The organism is Pseudomonas eucalypticola (assembly GCF_013374995.1).
GTDB lineage: Bacteria > Pseudomonadota > Gammaproteobacteria > Pseudomonadales > Pseudomonadaceae > Aquipseudomonas > Aquipseudomonas eucalypticola.
This window is the reverse complement of sequence record NZ_CP056030.1, coordinates 578,111-597,221: the sequence shown is the minus strand read 5'-3', so window position 1 is coordinate 597,221 and position 19,111 is coordinate 578,111. Positions and strand designations below refer to the sequence as shown.

At 63.9% G+C, this 19,111-nt stretch carries 16 protein-coding genes; 7 read left to right on the top strand and 9 right to left on the bottom strand.

Annotated elements, in window-relative coordinates:
- Positions 1–41: 41 nt before the first annotated feature.
- The gene (gene orn / locus HWQ56_RS02725; RefSeq protein WP_158157049.1) at positions 42–584 is read right to left on the bottom strand and encodes an oligoribonuclease; all 543 of its coding nucleotides are present in this window, start codon (positions 582–584) and stop codon (positions 42–44) included.
- A 90-nt stretch (positions 585–674) separates the two neighbouring features.
- Here orn and rsgA point away from each other — a divergent pair, with 90 nt between their 5' ends.
- Together rsgA and HWQ56_RS02715 are read left to right on the top strand one after the other, a co-directional pair.
- A complete protein-coding gene (gene rsgA, locus HWQ56_RS02720) occupies positions 675–1,706 on the top strand; it encodes a small ribosomal subunit biogenesis GTPase RsgA (protein WP_158157047.1) in 1,032 nt (343 codons plus the stop codon).
- A gap of 186 nt (positions 1,707–1,892) precedes the next feature.
- Entirely contained in the window at positions 1,893–2,291 is a 399-nt protein-coding gene (locus HWQ56_RS02715; RefSeq protein WP_176569730.1) for a TIR domain-containing protein, read from the top strand.
- Between the two features lie 56 nt (positions 2,292–2,347).
- Here the strand turns inward: HWQ56_RS02715 and motB are convergent, their stop codons facing one another.
- Together motB and motA are read right to left on the bottom strand one after the other, a co-directional pair.
- On the bottom strand, positions 2,348–3,403 hold the full coding sequence (gene motB / locus HWQ56_RS02710) for a flagellar motor protein MotB (protein WP_176569729.1): 1,056 nt from the start codon (positions 3,401–3,403) through the stop codon (positions 2,348–2,350).
- A gap of 3 nt (positions 3,404–3,406) precedes the next feature.
- Positions 3,407–4,258: a flagellar motor stator protein MotA gene (gene motA / locus HWQ56_RS02705; RefSeq protein ID WP_158157041.1), complete on the bottom strand. Its 852-nt coding sequence runs from the start codon at positions 4,256–4,258 to the stop codon at positions 3,407–3,409.
- Between the two features lie 128 nt (positions 4,259–4,386).
- Here motA and HWQ56_RS02700 point away from each other — a divergent pair, with 128 nt between their 5' ends.
- The 4 genes from HWQ56_RS02700 (at position 4,387) to HWQ56_RS02690 (ending at position 9,544) form a co-directional block, all read left to right on the top strand.
- Complete coding sequence (locus HWQ56_RS02700) at positions 4,387–5,925, top strand: HDOD domain-containing protein (protein WP_158157039.1); 1,539 nt, start codon at positions 4,387–4,389, stop codon at positions 5,923–5,925.
- Between the two features lie 46 nt (positions 5,926–5,971).
- Positions 5,972–6,787 (top strand): rhodanese-like domain-containing protein, encoded by an 816-nt coding sequence (locus tag HWQ56_RS28950; RefSeq protein WP_199267126.1) that lies wholly within the window; start codon positions 5,972–5,974, stop codon positions 6,785–6,787.
- Between the two features lie 9 nt (positions 6,788–6,796).
- Positions 6,797–7,660 carry an archaetidylserine decarboxylase gene (gene asd, locus HWQ56_RS28945; protein ID WP_199267125.1) on the top strand — a complete coding sequence of 288 codons (864 nt, stop codon included), beginning with the start codon at positions 6,797–6,799 and terminating at the stop codon, positions 7,658–7,660.
- A 117-nt stretch (positions 7,661–7,777) separates the two neighbouring features.
- Positions 7,778–9,544 (top strand): molecular chaperone, encoded by a 1,767-nt coding sequence (locus HWQ56_RS02690; protein WP_176569728.1) that lies wholly within the window; start codon positions 7,778–7,780, stop codon positions 9,542–9,544.
- A 70-nt stretch (positions 9,545–9,614) separates the two neighbouring features.
- On the opposite strand, the gene serB is transcribed toward HWQ56_RS02690, so the two are convergent.
- On the bottom strand, positions 9,615–10,814 hold the full coding sequence (serB, locus tag HWQ56_RS02685) for a phosphoserine phosphatase SerB (protein WP_158158649.1): 1,200 nt from the start codon (positions 10,812–10,814) through the stop codon (positions 9,615–9,617).
- Positions 10,815–10,948: 134 nt separating this feature from the next.
- Here serB and HWQ56_RS02680 point away from each other — a divergent pair, with 134 nt between their 5' ends.
- A complete protein-coding gene (locus tag HWQ56_RS02680) occupies positions 10,949–12,472 on the top strand; it encodes a histidine kinase (protein ID WP_158158650.1) in 1,524 nt (507 codons plus the stop codon).
- A gap of 56 nt (positions 12,473–12,528) precedes the next feature.
- Here HWQ56_RS02680 and HWQ56_RS02675 read toward each other — a convergent pair whose 3' ends face one another.
- From HWQ56_RS02675 to parE, 5 genes are all read right to left on the bottom strand, one after another.
- Positions 12,529–13,230 (bottom strand): PqiC family protein, encoded by a 702-nt coding sequence (locus HWQ56_RS02675; protein ID WP_176569727.1) that lies wholly within the window; start codon positions 13,228–13,230, stop codon positions 12,529–12,531.
- A 176-nt stretch (positions 13,231–13,406) separates the two neighbouring features.
- Complete coding sequence (gene parC / locus HWQ56_RS02670; RefSeq protein WP_158158652.1) at positions 13,407–15,665, bottom strand: DNA topoisomerase IV subunit A; 2,259 nt, start codon at positions 15,663–15,665, stop codon at positions 13,407–13,409.
- Between the two features lie 10 nt (positions 15,666–15,675).
- A complete protein-coding gene (locus HWQ56_RS02665) occupies positions 15,676–16,197 on the bottom strand; it encodes a retropepsin-like aspartic protease family protein (protein ID WP_158158653.1) in 522 nt (173 codons plus the stop codon).
- Positions 16,194–17,186 carry an esterase-like activity of phytase family protein gene (locus tag HWQ56_RS02660; protein WP_176569726.1) on the bottom strand — a complete coding sequence of 331 codons (993 nt, stop codon included), beginning with the start codon at positions 17,184–17,186 and terminating at the stop codon, positions 16,194–16,196. Before HWQ56_RS02660 ends, HWQ56_RS02665 begins: the two co-directional genes overlap by 4 nt.
- Positions 17,186–19,090, bottom strand: coding sequence for a DNA topoisomerase IV subunit B (gene parE / locus HWQ56_RS02655; RefSeq protein WP_176569725.1), 1,905 nt, complete (start codon positions 19,088–19,090; stop codon positions 17,186–17,188). Before parE ends, HWQ56_RS02660 begins: the two co-directional genes overlap by 1 nt.
- Positions 19,091–19,111: the final 21 nt, after the last annotated feature.

The following is a 19,111-nucleotide window of genomic DNA, read 5'->3' as shown; positions in this document are numbered from 1 at the left end:
GAAAGTGAGAGCTGGCTTGCCAGCTCCCACAGCACCCCCGATCAGAACTTGATGAAGTGCTCACGGTAGTGACGCAGCTCGGCGATGGACTCGCGGATGTCGTCCAGCGCCAGGTGGGTGCTGCCCTTCTTGAAGCTGTCCTTGACCTTCGGCGCCCAACGCGCGGCCAGTTCCTTGAGGGTGGAAACGTCCAAGTTGCGGTAGTGGAAGTAGTTTTCCAGGCCGCGCATGTGGCGGTACAGGAAACGGCGGTCCTGGCAGATGCTGTTGCCGCAAATCGGCGACTTGCCCTTGGGCACCCACTGCTCGAGGAAAGCGATGGTCTGGGCTTCGGCCTCGGCCATGCTGACCTTGCTGTCACGCACACGCTGGGTCAAACCCGAATTGCCGTGGGTACGGGTGTTCCATTCATCCATCCGCGCCAGCACTTCGTCGCTGTGGTGGATGGCAATGACCGGGCCTTCGGCCAGGGTGTTCAGGTTGCTATCGGTGACGATAGTAGCCATTTCGATGATGACGTCGGTGTCCGGGTCCAGGCCGGTCATTTCCAGGTCGATCCAGATCAGGTTGTCAGCGTTTTGCATGTGAAAGACTCCTCGGCTTGGCTGCGCAGTTTAGCTCAGCCGGGCATGCTAAACTCGTCGCCGTTTTAATTACCCCCGCACGGAACACTCATGGCCAAACGCCAGCTCAACCGCCGCCAGAATTGGCGCATCGAAAAAATCCAGGGTGAGCGCGCCGCTCGCGCCGCCAAACGCGAATCGCACACGCTGGAAGCGCTGGAAGGTGGTGACCTGGGCCCGGAACAGACGGGTCTGGTGATCGCCCACTTCGGTGTGCAGGTAGAGGTCGAGGCCCAGGAAGGCGAACTGGCCGGCCAGGTGTTCCGTTGCCACCTGCGCGCCAACCTGCCCGCGCTGGTGACCGGCGACACGGTGGTATGGCGCGCAGGCAACCAGGGCATCGGCGTGATCGTTGCCCAGCTGCCCCGCAGCACCGAGCTGTGCCGGCCCGACAGCCGGGGCCAGCTCAAGCCGGTGGCGGCCAACGTCGACCTGATCGTCATTGTGTTCGCCCCCATGCCTGAACCCCACGCCAACCTCATCGACCGCTACCTGGTGGCCGCCGAGCATGCCGGGATTCGCCCGTTGCTGCTGCTCAACAAGGCCGACCTGATCGACGACCAGAACGCCCCGGCGCTGAACGCCCTGCTGGCCGTGTACCGCCAGCTCGGCTACCCGTTGCTGGAGGTGTCGGCGCACCACGGCGATGGCATGCAGCAGTTGCAGGCGCAACTGGACGGGCACATCAGCGTGTTCGTCGGCCAGTCCGGCGTAGGCAAGTCATCGCTGGTCAACAGCCTGCTACCTGAGGTGCAGACCCGCGTAGGGCCGCTGTCGGAACTGTCCGGGCAGGGTACGCATACCACGACCACGGCGAGGCTGTTCCACTTCCCGGGTGGTGGCGAGTTGATCGACTCCCCTGGCATTCGCGAGTTCGGCCTGGGGCACGTCAGCCGCGCCGACGTGGAGGCGGGTTTCATCGAGTTCGACGAACTGATCGGCCATTGCCGCTTCCGTGACTGTAAGCACGACCGCGAGCCAGGTTGCGCCCTGCTCCAGGCGCTGGCCGAAGGCCGGGTGCAGCAGCAACGCATGAACAGCTACCGCTCGATCATCGCCAGCTTGCCGGAAGATACCTACTAGCCGGTCGCTGCCGCCGACGCGGGCGCAGTGAGCGAACCAGGGAAATTCCTACAGTTTTCGGGCGAAAACTGTAGGAAATTTTACCCTACGGTGTAGGACGGTTCTTTTTATCGCACCATCCGTTGCTGAATAAAACGATTCTGAACGATTGTCAGCCCGTCATTCATTCGACTGAAAGGGACTGCAATGTCGACGTATCACTTGTTCATCAGCCGCTCCTGGCGTTACTCGGACGCTTACGACCGCCTGCTCAACCTGCTTGAACTGGACGCCAGCTTCGTTTTCCAGAGCCATGCAGTGCCTGACCCGCACCCGGTGGTGGAGCGCACCCCGGCGGAATTGCAGCAGGCCATCGCCGAACACCTTCGGCCGTGCTCGGTACTCCTGATCATGGCCGGGGTGTACCCCACCTACAGCCAGTGGATCGACCCCGAAATCGAGATGGCCCAGCGGCTGAGCAAGCCGGTGATAGTGGTCAAGCCGTTCGGGCCAGAGCGCATATCGCCAAGGGTGCGGGACGCGGCCCATGCCGAGTGTGGCTGGCACACGCGCCACATCATTACCGCCATCACCCGCCATGCCTGAAACGCACGACGCCCGCCGCGACAGGGTCGGGGCGGGCGTCGGGCGAAGCGGAAGGTTTACTCCTTCGGCTCGTCCATCTTCAAGGTGCCGTCCTCGAACAGGTTCAGCTTCTGGCGCAATTCCCGCGGCTGCATGGGCGCGTTGGGGTCGGCGGCCGAAGCGCCGGGCCCTGGCGTCGGCTTGGCGGCACCTGCCGGGGCGGCAGCGCCAGGTGTGGCGCCGGGCTTGGTGCCGTTGGCTGGCGGCGTAGCGTCCGGGGTGCTTTCGCCTTCGATTTCGCGCTGGGCCTTCTTGGTCAGCACCACGATGTCGATGCGGCGGTTGACGGGGTTCAGCGGGTTCTTGCGGTCGAACAGCGACGACGACGCATAGCCCACCACGCGTGCCACCTGGCCATCCGGGTAGCCGCCCCCTTCCAGCGCGCGCCGGGCGGCGTTGGCGCGGTTGGCGGAAAGCTCCCAGTTGCCGAAGTCGCCCTGGCCCGAATAAGGCTGGGCGTCGGTATGGCCGCTGACGCTGATCTTGTTCGGCACCGCCTTGATGGTGTCGGCCATGGCCAAAAGGATGTCTTCGAAGTATGGCTTCAGGCGCGCACTGCCGGTGTCGAACATCGGCCGGTTTTCAGCGTCCATGATCTGGATGCGCAGGCCTTCCTGGGTGATCTCGAACAGGATCTGGTCCTTGAACTTCTGCAGTTGCGGATTCTGGTCCACCTTGTTCTGCAGTTCCTGCAGCAGCAGGTTCAAGCGTTCCTGGTCGATCTTCTCGGCCATCTGCTCGGCATCGTTCTCATTGATCTTGTCGGGCGTGGTCGGCGTGGGCGGCGAGCTCTCGATATCCGGGTTCAGGGTCTTGTCCGGCGCAAGCTTGGGCGTGCCACCCATGTCGATGATGTAGGGCGAGCCACTTTCGGAGAAGCCCACCGGGTCCTGGAAGTAACCGGCGATGGCCAGTTTCTGCTCCGGGGTGGCCGTGGACAGCAACCACAGCACCAGGAAGAACGCCATCATCGCCGTAGCGAAGTCGGCGAAGGCGATCTTCCAGGCACCACCATGGTGGCCGCCAGCGAAGCGCTTGACGCGCTTGATGATTATCGGCTGGTTATTTTCCATGACTCAGCGACCGCGGACCGCTTGTTCCAGCTCGGAGAAACTCGGGCGGTGGGCCGGGAACAGTACCTTGCGGCCGAACTCAACCGCCAGCGACGGCGGCATGCCCGAGGCCGAGGCCACCAGCGAAGCCTTGATGGCTTCGTAGACGTTCACTTCTTCCTTGGCATCATGGCCGATGGCCGTGGCCAATGGCCCCATGAAACCGTAGGCAGCGAGAATACCGAAGAAGGTACCCACCAGCGCGCCACCCACGTGGGCACCGATCACGGCCTTGTCGCCATCGCCCAAGGATGCCATGGTCACCACGATACCCAGTACCGCCGCGACGATACCGAAACCGGGCATGCCGTCGGCGATGCCTGTGACGGCATGGGAGGTGTGCTCCAGCTCTTCCTTGATGCTCTGCAGCTCCATGTCGAAGAGGCCTTCGAGCTCATGGGGCGCCATGTTGCCCGAGGACATGATACGCAGGTAGTCGCAGATATAAGCCGTCATGCGCTCGTCTTTGAGCACGGTGGGGTACTTGGCGAAAATGGGGCTGGCGGCGGCGTCTTCGATGTCGCTCTCGATCGCCATCATGCCCTCACGACGGCTCTTGTTGAGGATCTCGTAGACCAGGCTCAGCACCTCGATGTAGAAGCCGTGGGAGAACCGCGACTTGAACATGCCCAGGCCTTTCTTGATGACCTTCATGGTCATGTAGCCGGGGTTCGCCTGCAGGAAGGCACCGAAGGCGGCGCCGCCGATGATCAGCACTTCGAACGGCTGGATCAACGCTGCAATTTTACCGTGGGACAGAACGTATCCGCCGAGCACACTCGCGAATACGACGATGATGCCGATAATTTTAGCCATAGGTTGGAAGCACTTACATGTCGTGGTCAGGGTGAGGGCGCAAGATTCTGAATCTCTTGTTCTACTTATCGGCAGTTCTGCGCCAGACTATAGCCTGAAAAGTTGAAAAGCCAGTTCGGTCCTCCAGCATGCCAATTGAGCGCAACGTGCCTACCAAGACGCCCCACACCCTTACAGACTGGCTGAAACTGCTCGACGGCGTGCGCCTGCCGGTGCCGCTGGCCAGCCATGATCGCGTGCGCGCAGCGCTCGAGGACAGCCGCAGTTCACTGCGCGACATCGCCGAGCTGATGCAGGATAGCCCGGCATTGGTGCTCAGCGTTATCCGCGAGGCCAACCACCATATCAACCAGAGCCTGGCCGAGCCGGTGGAGAGCCTGGAAGTGGCGCTCAACCGCCTGGGGCTCAAGCGCACCGAGGAGCTGCTCGAACGCCTGCCCACGGCGCTGCCCGAGGACATGCCTCGGGGGCTGCGCCAACTGCTGCTGATCAGCCAGCACGCCGCGCAGCAGGCCAACGGTCTGTTTGCCGCGCGCCTGGCGCGGCTGTGGCAGGAAGTCCATTGGGGTAGCCTGCTGTTCCTGTCGCCATTATGGCCTCTAGCCATCACCCACCCTGCCCTGCTGGAGGAATGGGAGCTGCGGGTGGTGCACAAGGGCGAGGCAGCCGCCAAAGTGGAGCACGAATTGTTTGGCGTGCGCCTGCTGGCCCTGTGCCAAGGCCTGGCCCATCTGTGGCGCCTGCCGGCCTGGATCCTCCACGGCTACAACCTGCTGCTGGATGAGCACCGCGAGCTGGTCAAGGTGCTGCACATTGCCCGTGATGAAGAACATGGCCTGCGCCAGCAGCAGCGCCTGGACGATGACCCGGGCCTGCGCCGCTGGCTCAACCAGCCCGCCAACACCGTGGTGCTGGCCAACGGCCTGGCACTGGCGGCCCAGGAGGCCTGGAACACCCCGCACCTGCTGCGCTGGGAATACCTGACCTGCCTGTACCTGCAAATGCCCTTGGGCGAGTTGCAACAACAGGTGCACCAGCAAGCGGTACAAAACGCGCGCAACTACGCAGTGCCGGGGCTCTGGCACCCGGCCGAGGCGTTGCTGTGGCCATGGGATGCGCGCCGCGTGCACCGGGGCCTGCAACCCGCGCCGCCACCCAGCGCCGATGACCTCGGCAGTTGGCGTAAATACTGTGCCGAGCTGCTGGCCGAACCCAGCCGTTTCACCAATGCCATGCACCTGACCACCTGCGCTCGTGATGCCCTGGTAGCGTGTGGCATGAAGCGGGTGCTGCTGCTGATGATCGACAAGAACCAGACCAACCTGCGGGTGCATCAAACCGCAGGGTTGCCACCGGAAGCGTCCGGCCTCAACCTGCTGGTCAGCCAGAGCAATGTGGTGCAACGCTTGTTGACCAAGGCCGCGCAGATTCGCCTCACGCCCCAGAACAACGGCCAGTTCTCGGCGCTGATACCTTCGGCCCTGCGCGGGCTGTTCAAGGGCGAGCACCTGCTGTTGCGCTCCCTGGCAAGCAATGACCGCGTGGTAATGCTGGTGGTCGCAGACCAGGGAGGCGGGCCTTTCTCGGAAATTACCGTCCAGGCTTTCGGAAAAACCGCACAATGCATAGAGCGCGCGCTGACCACCTTCAGCCAGCGCGGCAACTGAAGCATGCGCTACAATCTGCCCCCACTTTTTCTTCTGGAGACCTCACATGGCTGACTTCTCGGGCCTGCCGCTGGTGATCGAAGCCGCTCAGCTGCAAGAACGCCTCGATGCTCCAGAGCTGATTCTGGTGGACTTGACCAGCGCCGCCCGCTATGGCGCCGGGCATATCCCGGGGGCCCGCTTCGTCGACCCCAAGCGCACCCAACTGGGCCAGCCACCCGCGCCCGGGCTGATGCCGACGCTGCCTGCGCTCGAAGCACTGTTCGGCGAGCTGGGGCATACTCGGCAGGCCGTCTATGTGGTGTACGACGACGAAGGCGGTGGCTGGGCCGGGCGCTTCATCTGGTTGCTGGACGTGATCGGCCACAAGCAGTACCACTACCTGGACGGCGGCGTGCTGGCCTGGGAAGCGGCGCAACTGCCCTTGACCACCGAGGTGCCAGCACCGCATGCCGGCAGCGTAGCCCTGACCCTGCACGACGAGCCCACCGCCACCCGCGAATACCTGCAAAGCCGCATCGGCGCCGCCGACCTGGCCATCTGGGACGCCCGCGGGCCGCTGGAATACAGCGGCGAGAAGGTACTGGCCGCCAAAGGGGGCCACATTCCCGGCGCAATCAATTTCGAGTGGACCGCCGGCATGGACACCACCCGCAACCTGCGCATCCGTACCGATATGCACCAAACCCTTGAAAAACTGGGCATCACCCCAGACAAGGAAATCATTACCCACTGCCAGACCCACCACCGTTCCGGCTTTACCTACCTGGTGGCCAAGGCGCTCGGTTACCCGCGCGTCAAGGGCTATGCCGGTTCCTGGGGCGAATGGGGCAACCACCCCGACACGCCCGTCGAAGTTTAAGGAAACCCGATGAAATCCCGTTTGTTCATCCTCAGCCAATACCTGCTGCCCCACCACCTGCTGTCGCGCCTGGCCGGCTGTGTCGCCGAATGCCGCGTGCGCTGGTTCAAGAACGCCTTTACCGCCTGGTTCGCCAAGCGCTACCAGGTGGACATGTCCCAGGCACTGGTCGAAGACCTGACCGCCTATGAGCACTTCAACGCGTTTTTCACCCGCGCGCTGAAAGCCGACGCGCGTCCGCTGGACCCGACCCCCGGGGCCATCCTCAGCCCGGCAGACGGCGCTGTCAGCCAGTTGGGTGCCATCGAGCATGGCCGCATCTTCCAGGCCAAGGGCCACAGTTTCAGCACCCTCGAACTGCTGGGCGGCGACCCGGCCAACGCGGCGCCGTTCATGGGTGGCGAGTTCGCTACCATCTACCTGTCGCCCAAGGACTACCATCGGGTGCACATGCCATTGGCGGGTACCCTGCGCGAAATGATTTACGTGCCGGGCCGGCTGTTCTCGGTGAACCAGACCACGGCCGAAAACGTGCCGGAACTGTTTGCCCGCAACGAGCGCGTGGTGTGCCTGTTCGACACCGAGCGCGGTCCGATGGCCGTCGTACTGGTGGGCGCGATGATCGTGGCCTCGGTCGAAACCGTCTGGGCCGGCCTGGTAACGCCGCCCAAGCGTGAGCTCAAGACCGTACGCTACGACGAAGCCGCCCGCGCGCCCATTCACTTGGAAAAAGGCGCTGAACTGGGCCGCTTCAAACTGGGCTCCACCGCGGTCGTGCTGTTCGGCCCACAGCAAGTGAAGTGGGCACACGAGCTGGCCGCTGGCTCCGTGGTCAACATGGGTCAGCGCATCGGCCAGGCCGCCGACGCCTGACGCCTGGGGGCGGCGATCGAGTTGCGCACTTGCCTGCGACGCCAAGGCCGTGCAGTCTTGACGCCATCGGGTGACAATAGCGCACCCATGCACGACTGACTCAACGGGAATCGCTCGATGTCCGCCGCCCCCCCGCCACCTCTTTTGCGCGCCCCCACGCCCTCCCAGCACAGCCTGTCGTTCTGTGAGGCCAACCCGCGCGAGCTGAAGCGCTGGATCGCCGCGCTTCCCAAGGCCAACCTGGGCGAAACCGCGCGCCAGTTGTACCAAGGCCTGATCGAACTCAACCAGTTGGTGACCCCCAGCGACAACCGCCTGCAACTGCTGGAGTTGCTGCGCCCGGAGGTGTATTTCGTCTGCAGCCACCTGGAGCGGCATTTTCTCAACCAGGCGGTGGTGCTGGATGAGCGGGCCCGCAAGATCGCCAACCTGTGCCAGGCCCTGCAGAACCTGTTGGCCGTGGGCTACAAGTTGATCGTGCTGCGGGTTTCGGCGCGCCTGAAAGACCGCAACCTGCTGCTGGCCACCGGTATCCAGCGCGCCATGCATGCCCTCAAAGGCCCCCTGGTTCGCGCCAACCTGTTGTACTGCCCCGTGCCCGACGGCGTCTGGCTGGAGTTGCACCAGCTGTACCAGGTGGCGCTCAAGTTTCAGCTGCACCGCACTTTCGTCAACGATGCCTTGGTGGCGCACGCACACCAGCAGAGCATCGAGCAAACCTACGCCACTGCGTTGCTGCTGGGTAGCTCACGCTGCAACCAGATGCGTCAGCAAGCCATCCTGCAACTGGCCAATGTGCTGGAACCCTGGAGCGCCTTGGTGCGGGTCGTACCGGCGGGCAACCCCGAGGCGCAGTTCGCAGTGGCGCCGGACAGCGACGCCCCGCCGCGTTACAAAAGCCTGTTTCCCGCCAGCCAGCTGTCAACCATGCTCGGCCTGGACCCACACCCCCTGGTCAAGGCGATTACCGAGTGGCTGCACCTGCCCGTCGAGGAGCGCGGGCAGTCGCGCCTGCAGGTGCCCTCCGGCATGACCGTGGACATGCTCCAGCACATGGCCGCTGCCTGGGGCGATGTGGCCGAGCGCACGTTCCAGCGCACCCCGGGGCAAGGCACCATGAGCCTGTGCGTCGGTATGAGCACCCTGCACTATTACCTGGGCGGCGAACAGGACTTCAGTACCCTGCTCAAACGGGCCGACGCGGGACTGAGCGCTACGTTCCAGGCGCGCAGCCAGGTCGGCAATGACAGCTGGAGCCAAGCGTTCGACGCGGCTCGAAATGGCGAGAACAACGATCTGCTCCCCTATGAGGAAATCGAATACCCGGCCCTCGACACCGAAGGCTCAGGCGCCCAGGCGAGTCGGGACTACCCTGTGCACGAACTGCAGATCGTCAACCATAGCCCCGGCGGCTACTGCCTGGCGTGGCCCCGCGAAGTACCAGCACAGTTGCAGGCTGGCGAACTGGTAGGCATCCAGGATGCCCCAGCCCAGGGCTGGAGCGTGGCAGTGGTACGCTGGATCCGCCAGGTGCGCAGCGGCGGCACGCAGATGGGCATCGAGCTGATCGCCCCTCACGCCCTGCCGTGCGGCTTGCAGTTGTTGCGCAACAACCAGGAGAACAGCCAGTACGTGCGGGGCCTGCAGTTGCCGGAAATCCGCGCCATCGACATCAAGGCATCGCTGCTGGCGCCACGCCTGCCGTTTCAGGAAGGGCACAAGGTCATGATCAACAGCCATGGCGACGAACAACGCGCCCATCTGGGGCGCAAGGTGAGTTCCACCGGCAGCTTCAACCAGTTCGAATACCGCATTCTGGAAGTCGCGCCGGCGGTGGCAGAGCAGTTGAACAGCGAATTCGATTCGCTGTGGAAGAACCTCTGATTCGGGGCAGGCCGCGCAAGCGGGCCTGTCTTTTCGTGGGAGCCGGAAACCCGACTCCCACTGCCCGCCTTCACGCCTGACTGTCGCGCACACCCAGCAGGTACAGCACGCCATCCAGGCCCAGGGTCGTGATGTTGTGACGCGCCGACTGCTTGACCAGCGGCTTGGCACGGAAGGCCACGCCCAGGCCGGCCTTGGCCAGCATCGGCAGGTCATTGGCACCGTCGCCCACGGCAATGGTCTGCTCCAGGGTCAAACCTTCCTTCTCAGCCAATTCCACCAGCAGGTCGGCTTTGCGCTGGGCGTCGACGATGGGCTCCACGGCAACGCCCGTGCATTTGCCGTCGACCACCTGCAACTCATTGGCGAATACATAATCGATGCCCAGCTTGGCCTGCACCTGCTTGGCAAAGTAGGTGAAGCCCCCGGACAGGATCGCCGTCTTGTAACCCAGGCGCTTGAGCTCGGCGAACAATACTTCGGCGCCTTCGGTCAGGCGCAGCGAGGCACCGATGGCATCCAGCACGCTGATGTCCAGCCCTTGCAGCAGCGCCATGCGCTCCTTGAAGCTGGCGCGGAAGTCCAGCTCACCGCGCATGGCGCGCTCGGTGATCTCCGACACCAGATGGCCGACACCATGGGCCTTGGCCAGCTCATCGATGACCTCCGCCTGGATCAGCGTGGAGTCCATGTCGAACACCGCCAGGCGGCGGTGGCGGCGGTACAGGGTGTCTTCCTGTATCGCGATATCGGCGTCCAGCAACATGGCCGCAGCGAGAAAGTCGCGGCGCAGCAAGTTGATATCCGCTGGCTCACCACGAACGGTGAACTCCAGGCACGCCTTGCCTTCAGGCGCCGGAGCGCTCAAACCGGGACGAACCGACAGACGGTCAATAGCCTCGACCACCAACCCGTGACGGTCAGCGATATCGGTGACGCTTTGCACCTGGCTGGCAGTGATATGCCGGCTCATGAGGGTGACCACGAAACGGTTGTCAGTACCGGCGGCAGCCCAGGCCAGGTAGTCCTTTTCAGACAGCGACGTGAACTGGGCCTGAACGCCCGCTACCCCCTGTATACGCTCGCGCAACAGCGCCAGCCGGGCGCCATCGTCGGCACAGGCAACCACCGCCAGCGACAGTGCGCCGTGCAGCAGCGACTGGGCGACATCCAGAATGCTCACGCCATCCTCGGCCAGTGCACCGGTGACAGCGGCCAGCAAGCCAGGACGGTCTGAACCGGTGATGTTAATCAGGACGATTTCGCGCAAAGGGCACCCCGTTCGTGGAAAAAAATCGCATTCTACCTACTTTCAGTGACCATCGGGCACAGGCAGCGCTTTGCCGCTCTGGGGCCTGTCGCTATACTGCGCAGCAACTTCACGGACATAAAGAGCCGCGCTCAGTGAACCGGCCCACGCCAGTAAAAACCGACAATTTCTTCCTGCTGATCTTCCGGGCACTGCGTCACCGCCGTGCGCCGATTGCATTGCGCATCGCCAGTCTCAACGTAGTGCTGGTCGCCCTGGCGCTGGTGATCTACGCCTGCGTGATGGGTTTGCAGTTCAAGCAGGCCATGCATGAGCAAGCCGACGCCGTGGGCCAGAGCCTGACCACGCAAACGGCTACCTCGGCCACCGAACTGCTGGTGTCCAATGACATCCTCAGCCTTAACGTGCTGCTCAACAACCTGGTGAAGAACCCGCTGGTGGCCCATGCCGCCATCTACAGCGTGGACAACCGTACCCTGGCCGAGGCTGGCAACCGGCCCAAGGCTGGCCTGCTGGGCGAGGCAGGTGGGGTCTACGAGACCAAGATCACCTTCCAGGATGTGACCGCCGGCCACCTGCGCATCAGCCTGGACATGAACCAGTTCCAGCAACCGTTGACCATCAGCCTGCAGAGCATGGGCATCCTGGCCGCGATCCTGCTGGTCCTGGCGCTGGTGTTGAGCCTGCGCATGGGCCGCAATATCTCCACGCCGCTGCTGCAATTGCGGGTGTGGCTGCGCGAAATCGACGAACACACCCCGGCCACCCAGCGCCAGGATGAAATCGGCGACCTGGCCCGCGACCTGCACCAGCGCTTCGCCCCCGAGCCTGCGCCCGTGCCGGAAGTGGAGGAGCCGGAGTTCGAAGAAGAGGAAGACGAAGGCCCGGCTTTCGAGGTGCGCAACCTGCGTGACGCCAGCTTTGACGAGAGTGCCCCGGTGGCGGTCAAGCCCGCGCCCAAACGGGTTGTCCATGCCGAAGAAGATGAAGACGAAGACGGCGAAGACCCGTTTGCCGACCTGCGTGACACCGCGCCGGTAGCCGTCAAGCCAGCTGCGATGCCTGCGCCTGTGGTCGCCAGGCAGCCCCAGCACAGCGCCGTGCTGGCGGTGCAACTGGGCGGCCAGGAGCAACTGCGGCGCCTGCCCCGCGCCCGCCTGATGGAGTTACTGCAGCGCTACCGTGGGTGCCTGGACCAGGCGGCCTCGCTGTACGAAAGCGAACTGCACACCCTGAACGACGGCAGCACGCTGATGCTGTTCAACAGCGACAGCAGCGGTGAGGACTACCTGACCAACGCCATTTGCTGCGGTGAGCTGCTGCGGGCCCTGGGGCACCAATTGCAAATCGAAGTGGCGGACAGCGGGATTACCCTGCAACTGCAACTGGGCCTGGTACTGGGCGATGACCTGGCCGGCATGAGCCAGATCGACCTGCTGTTGACCGAGCCGGCTCAGGACGCCCTGGCGTTGTCCCAGCACAGCCGCAACCTGCTGCTGGTGGAGCGTCGCATCAGCGACGACAGCCTGGTCCGCCAACGTGCCCGCATCCGCCCCATCGCCAGCCCCGAAGGCGCGTGCTGTGTGGAGCGCCTGCTGGAGCCCTACCCATCGCTGCTGGAGCGTCAGCTGGCGCGCATGCACGAAACCCGCGCCTGACGGCCAGCGAACACAAAAAAGCCCGCATCGCTGCGGGCTTTTTTGTGGGTAACGGCTTAGAAGCGGAACACTTCCATGTCGGTACGGATAGGCGATGCCAATGGCATCTTCGGCTTGTCCGCCTCTTCCTTGGCCACTGGTTTGGCGGCCGGCTTCTTCTCGTCAGCCAGGGCTGGCTGGTTGGCCAACGGCTTGACCGCGACGCTCAACTGCTCGGCCAGGCGCTGCAGCAGGATGCCTTGGGCCTTGACCTGGGCAGCCGTGCCACCGGCGTGCTTCTCTTCAAGGTGTACGATGCGGTTGTCTCGCACCTGACCCCGGCGGTCCAGCACGCGCCATTGGGCATCCAGGATCGCCGGTTGCGAGTCGCCGGAGTCCAGACGGGTAATAGACAGCAGCACTTGCACATCCGGCGTGCCAGCGTTGCTGGCCGGTGCCAGGGTCACCCGCTGGCTGTCTAGGCGCCACGCCAATTGGCGCAGCAGCAACTGGTCGATGTCCGAAGACAGGCTACCCGCCCAGCGGCCATCGGTCGCCGCACTGAGGCTGCCATCGGGCTGGCGCTGCAACAGGGTTTCACGTTGCAGGTAGTCGGCCACGGATACCGGGCCCAGCAGTACCGACATGCCGGCACTTTGCTTGGGTTGCCCGGGGTTGCCACTGTCGAGCTGGTACAGCGCGACCGGCTGGTGAGCGGCGCAGCCCGCGAGGGCCAGTACACCGGTCAGCAATAAAACGGGAAGGCGCAGAAAAGTCATCATTTCATCCAGGCGGCAGCCACAAGGCTCGCCGCAGTGATACTCAACGAATTCATCCGGGTGCACGACCACGCCGGCACCTCAAGAAGGCATATCATCCGCGAATATGCGCTACGACTCCAGCGGTTCAGCGTCGATCTGCGCTTAAAACGACAGACCGAACGCTCTGGGTCGCGCTATCCGGCGTTTTCCACCAGCAAGGCATCAACCCGCTGGAAGCCGCGCGGCAATTTGTTGCCCCGTCGGCCACGTTCGCCCTTGTAATGCTCCAGGTCATCGCCCTTGAGCGACAATGTACGCTTGCCCGCTTGCAATACAAGGGTCGCACCCTCGGAAATCACCGCCAAATCGGTGACGTACTCCTCCCGGCTGGCCACGCGTTCGCCAGGAATCCCGATGATTTTGTTGCCCTTTCCCTTGCCCAGCTGGGGCAGATCGGCGACCTTGAAAATCAGCAGCCGGCCTTCGGTGGTCACCGCTGCCAACCAGTTGCTTTCGCGATCAGCCACCGGCCGTGGGGCCAGCACCTTGGCGCCATTGGGCAGGCTGAGCAGTGCCTTGCCGGCCTTGTTCTTGGCCTGCAGGTCTTCGCCCTTGACCACGAAACCGTAGCCGGCGTCGGAGGCGATCACGTAAAGCGCGTCGTCATCGGGCAGCAGGACGCACTCGAAGGAGGCACCAGGCGGCGGGGTCAGGCGGCCGGTGAGCGGTTCACCCTGGCCACGGGCCGACGGCAAGGTGTGCGACGCCACCGAATAGCTGCGGCCGGTGGAATCGATGAACACCGAGAACTGGTTGGAGCGGCCAATGGCCGAGGTCTTGAAGCCGTCGCCTGCCTTGTAGGACAAGCCGGTGGCGTCGATATCATGGCCCTTGGCGCAGCGCACCCAGCCTTTTTCCGACAGCACGACGGTAACAGGCTCGGTCGGCATCAGCTCGTTTTCCGACAGCGCCTTGGCTTCGGCGCGGGCGACGATGGGCGAGCGGCGATCATCACCGTAGGTTTCGGCATCCTTGATCAGCTCCGAACGGACCAGCTTGCGCAGCTTGGTTTCGCTGCCCAGCAGGGCCTGCAGCTTGGCCTGCTCCTTGGCCAACTCTTCCTGCTCGCCACGGATCTTCATCTCTTCCAGGCGCGCCAACTGCCGCAGGCGGGTTTCCAGGATGTATTCGGCCTGGGTCTCGGTGAGCTCGAAGCGGGCGATCAGCGCTGACTTGGGGTGTTCCTCGGTCCGGATGATGTGAATTACTTCATCCAGGTTAAGGAACGCCACCAGCAAGCCTTCCAACAGATGCAGGCGACGCTCGACCTTGTCCAGGCGGAACTTCAGGCGGCGGCGCACGGTGTTGATGCGGAATTCCAGCCACTCCAGCAATAGCGCACGCAGGTTTTTCAGCTGCGGGCGACCGTCCAGGCCGATGATGTTGACGTTGACCCGGTAGGTGGACTCAAGCTCGGTCGTGGCGAACAGGTGCTGCATCAATTCGTCGAGGTCGACCCGGTTGGAGCGGGCAATTATGACGATACGGCAGGGGTTTTCGTGGTCCGACTCATCACGCAGGTCAGCGACCATCGGCAGCTTCTTGGCCTGCATCTGGGCGGCGATCTGCTCCAGTACCTTGGCGCCGGACACCTGGTGCGGCAGTGCGGTGACCACGATGTCGCCATCTTCGATGCGGTACACGGCGCGCATGCGCACCGAGCCACGGCCAGTCTCGTAGATTTTCAGCAGCTCGGCACGCGGGGTGATGATTTCCGCTTCGGTCGGGTAGTCCGGGCCCTGGATGTGCTCGCACAGCTGCTCGATGGTGGCTTTGGGCTCATCCAGCAAGCGCACGCAGGCAGTGGCCACTTCACGCAGGTTGTGCGGCGGCACGTCGGTGGCCATGCCCACGGCGATGCCCGTGGTGCCGTTGAGCAGGATGTTGGGCAAGCGTGCCGGCAGCACCGCAGGTTCGTCCAGGGTACCGTCGAAGTTCGGTACCCAGTCGGCGGTGCCCTGGCCCAGCTCGCTGAGCAGCACCTCGGAGTAGCGCGACAGCCGCGCCTCAGTGTAACGCATGGCCGCGAACGACTTGGGATCGTCCGGCGCACCCCAGTTGCCCTGGCCGTCGACCAAGGTGTAGCGGTAGCTGAACGGCTGCGCCATCAGCACCATGGCTTCGTAGCAGGCCGAATCGCCGTGCGGGTGGAATTTACCGAGCACGTCACCCACGGTACGGGCCGACTTCTTGTGCTTGGAATCGGCATCCAGCCCCAACTCACTCATGGCGTAGACAATGCGACGCTGGACCGGCTTGAGGCCGTCGCCGATGTGCGGCAGCGCCCGGTCCATGATCACGTACATGGAGTAGTTGAGGTAGGCCTGTTCGGTGAAGTCAGCCAGCGAGCGGCGTTCTACGCCATCCAGGCTGAGATCAAGGGAGTCGCTCATGCGGGCCTCATCATTGTGTAGTCTGGCGCAGCAGCATGGTGCCACCGCGCTGGGAAAATTCGAGTTGTTTCAGGGCGCTCATGCCGAGCAGCACCTGGTCGCCATCCATGTCCGGGATGGCCACGGCGCGTACGTCCTTGAGCACGATATCGCCCAGTCGCAGGCTGGCCAGGCGCGTGCGATAGCCCTGGGCCTGGCCATTGGCGGTATTGACCGTGATCGGGTAGCCGTAAGGCAGTTTCAGCTGCTCGGCCAGGGACTTGCCCACCGCTACGTCGGTGGCGCCGGTGTCGAGCATAAACTGTACCGCGGTGCCGTTGATCGCGCCGCTGGCCACGAAATGACCCTGGCCATTGCTGGCCAGGCGCACTTCGATGTAACCCTGGCCATGTTCACTGGCGACCACCGGGTTGGGGTTCTCGCGCTGCTGCTGCAAATGGCCGAAATAGCGGGTGGCCAGGAACAGCAAGGCCGCCCAGGCCAGGATCATGAAAATCCGCCCGGCACGCTTGCCCGCAGGCTGCTGGCTCACGGCGCCACATCCCAGCCGCCCCGAGGCGCGGCGAAACGCCAGACGATCGGCCGGGCTTCGCCATCGGCGCGGGTCCAGTCGTTGTTGTCCACACCCACCCAGGCGCCGGTGGCATCTACCACCAATGCCTCGGCCAAGCCGTATTTCTGCGCGTACTGGCGCTGCGGGATCAATGCCTCATCGGCGAACGACCAGCAGTGTTCCTTCAGTGCCGTTTGCAGATTACGCCGGCAGATCTGGAAGATGTTGCGCTCCAGGGTGTATAGCTTGCCGTTGTACAAGGCCAGGTCGGAGAAGTCGCGGGCCGCCTTGTGGGCACCCGGCAACTGCGCCGGCTGCATCTCCTCGCCGCCCTCGTTGAGCAGGATGCACGTGCCGTGGCAGCCCCAGGTGCCGCCGGGCTGCCTGTAGACGGACAGCACCCCGCGGTTCTGGCGCTCGGCCGCCAGCCACAGGTGGTCACCCGCGGCATTGATGGTCAGGCCTTCGAAAATGGCGTTGAAACGGCGCAGCATGCCTTGGGCGTGAGCCTCACGGATGATCGCCGGGTCAATTTTCAACCAGGACGGTTTGCCTTCCACAGGGACCTTCAACACGGCCGCATAGCCTTCACTGACCAGGTAACGGTTGCCCGCGCCGTCGCAGGTGATGCCTTCGAAATCGAGGATACCGCCACGAATCACCGATGCCGCATGGGCCGTGGCCCGCAGCATCAGCGGCAAGCCGGTGTCGGCGGGCGGAGGCGGCACGTCAATGGCCAGCTGCTCGGCCTTCCACACCGGCTCACTGACGTCCAGGCGGTAGATCAGCCCGTCATCGCGGTCGGATTCTGTCCACAGGCGGTCCCCGCACAGCGCCAACCCCGAAAGGTTGCCACCCACCATGCCGTCCACCGGGTGTTCGGCGAGCAGCTTGAGTTCCTCGACCGGCTCGGCATGGGCCAGCAGCGGCAAAAAGGTCAGCAGCAGGGCTGCCAACGCAGCTCGCATCAGGTCAGCACCTCGGCCAGGTTGCCTTTGGACTCCAGCCAGGACTTGCGGTCGCCCGCACGTTTCTTGGCCAGCAGCATGTCCATGATCTCCGAGGCCTGGGCGAAGTCGTCCAGGGTCAGTTGCACCAGGCGGCGGGTGTTGGGGTCCATGGTGGTTTCGCGCAGTTGCGGCGGGTTCATCTCACCCAGGCCCTTGAATCGGGTGACCTGGGGCTTGCCGCGTTTCTTTTCCGCCACCAGGCGGTCGAGAATACCGTCGCGCTCGGCCTCGTCCAGGGCATAGTAGATTTCCTTGCCCAGGTCGATACGGTACAGCGGCGGCATGGCCACGTAGACGTGACCGGCGTCCACCAGCGGGCGGAAATGCTGGACGAACAGCGCGCACAGCAAGGTAGCGATGTGCAGGCCGTCGGAGTCGGCGTCGGCGAGGATGCAGATCTTGCCATAGCGCAGCTGGCTCATGTCCGCCGCGCCTGGGTCGACGCCAATGGCCACGGCGATGTTGTGCACTTCCTGGCTGGCCAGCACTTCGCTGCCGTCCACTTCCCAGGTGTTGAGGATCTTGCCGCGCAACGGCAGGATGGCCTGGTATTCCTTGTCGCGCGCCTGCTTGGCGGAGCCACCGGCGGAGTCACCTTCCACCAGGAACAGCTCGGAACGCATCGGGTCCTGGCCGGCGCAGTCGGCCAGCTTGCCTGGCAACGCCGGGCCTTGGGTGATGCGCTTGCGCTCGACCTTCTTGCTGGCCTTCAAGCGCCGGCCGGCGTTGCTGATGGCCAGCTCGGCCAGTTGCATGCCCAGTTCGGGGTGGGCGTTCAACCACAGGCTGAAGGCGTCCTTGACCACCCCGGAAACGAAGGCGGCCGCTTCACGGGACGACAGGCGTTCCTTGGTCTGGCCGGAAAACTGGGCGTCCTGCATCTTCATCGACAGGACGAAGGCAATGCGCTCCCAGATGTCTTCCGGCGCCAGTTTCAGGCCGCGCGGCAGCAGGTTGCGGAATTCGCAGAACTCGCGCATCGCGTCCAGCAGGCCCTGGCGCAGGCCATTGACATGGGTGCCGCCCTGGGCGGTGGGGATCAGGTTGACGTAGCTTTCCTGCACACTGTCGCCGCCCTCGGGCAGCCACAGCAAAGCCCAGTCCACCGCCTCCTTGTTGCCCGCCAGGCTGCCGCAGAATGGCTCGTCAGGCAGGCGGCTGAATTCGGTGACGGCATCCACCAGGTACGAGCGCAAACCGTCTTCGTAATGCCACTCCACCTTCTCGCCAGTGCCTTTGTCTTCAAAGGTGACCAACAGGCCAGGGCATAGCACCGCCTTGGCCTTGAGCACGTGCTTGAGGCGGCTGACCGAGAACTTCGGCGAATCGAAATACTTGGGGTCCGGGGCGAAATACACGCTGGTACCGGTGTTGCGCTTGCCAACGGTACCAATCACCTCAAGGTCGGTGGCCTTGAAGCCATCGGCGAAGGTCATCTGGTACTCGTTGCCGTCGCGCTTGACCTTGACCCGCACCTGGTTGGACAGGGCGTTGACCACGGAAATGCCCACGCCGTGCAGGCCGCCGGAGAACTGGTAGTTCTTGTTGGAGAACTTGCCGCCCGCGTGCAGCTTGGTGAGGATCAGTTCGACACCGCTGACGCCTTCTTCGGGGTGGATATCCACAGGCATGCCGCGGCCGTCGTCGCTTACTTCCAGCGAGTGGTCGGCGTGCAGGATGACCTGGATCGACTTGGCGTGGCCAGCCAGCGCTTCGTCGACACTGTTGTCGATGACTTCCTGGGCCAGGTGGTTAGGCCGCGTGGTGTCGGTGTACATGCCCGGGCGTTTGCGCACCGGGTCGAGGCCCGAGAGGACTTCGATGGCGTCTGCGTTATAAGAGCTAGCGCTGGGATTGGCCATGGGTTCTCGTCGTCAGTCGTT

What these genes read in the sequence shown, in the direction of transcription:
- orn (WP_158157049.1), bottom strand. Translation starts at nt 584, where the DNA reads ATGCAAAACGCTGACAACCTGATCTGGATCGACCTGGAAATGACCGGC.
- rsgA (WP_158157047.1), top strand. Translation starts at nt 675, where the DNA reads ATGGCCAAACGCCAGCTCAACCGCCGCCAGAATTGGCGCATCGAAAAA.
- HWQ56_RS02715 (WP_176569730.1), top strand. Translation starts at nt 1,893, where the DNA reads ATGTCGACGTATCACTTGTTCATCAGCCGCTCCTGGCGTTACTCGGAC.
- motB (WP_176569729.1), bottom strand. Translation starts at nt 3,403, where the DNA reads ATGGAAAATAACCAGCCGATAATCATCAAGCGCGTCAAGCGCTTCGCT.
- motA (WP_158157041.1), bottom strand. Translation starts at nt 4,258, where the DNA reads ATGGCTAAAATTATCGGCATCATCGTCGTATTCGCGAGTGTGCTCGGC.
- HWQ56_RS02700 (WP_158157039.1), top strand. Translation starts at nt 4,387, where the DNA reads ATGCCAATTGAGCGCAACGTGCCTACCAAGACGCCCCACACCCTTACA.
- HWQ56_RS28950 (WP_199267126.1), top strand. Translation starts at nt 5,972, where the DNA reads ATGGCTGACTTCTCGGGCCTGCCGCTGGTGATCGAAGCCGCTCAGCTG.
- asd (WP_199267125.1), top strand. Translation starts at nt 6,797, where the DNA reads ATGAAATCCCGTTTGTTCATCCTCAGCCAATACCTGCTGCCCCACCAC.
- HWQ56_RS02690 (WP_176569728.1), top strand. Translation starts at nt 7,778, where the DNA reads ATGTCCGCCGCCCCCCCGCCACCTCTTTTGCGCGCCCCCACGCCCTCC.
- HWQ56_RS02675 (WP_176569727.1), bottom strand. Translation starts at nt 13,230, where the DNA reads ATGACTTTTCTGCGCCTTCCCGTTTTATTGCTGACCGGTGTACTGGCC.
- parC (WP_158158652.1), bottom strand. Translation starts at nt 15,665, where the DNA reads ATGAGCGACTCCCTTGATCTCAGCCTGGATGGCGTAGAACGCCGCTCG.
- HWQ56_RS02660 (WP_176569726.1), bottom strand. Translation starts at nt 17,186, where the DNA reads ATGCGAGCTGCGTTGGCAGCCCTGCTGCTGACCTTTTTGCCGCTGCTG.
- parE (WP_176569725.1), bottom strand. Translation starts at nt 19,090, where the DNA reads ATGGCCAATCCCAGCGCTAGCTCTTATAACGCAGACGCCATCGAAGTC.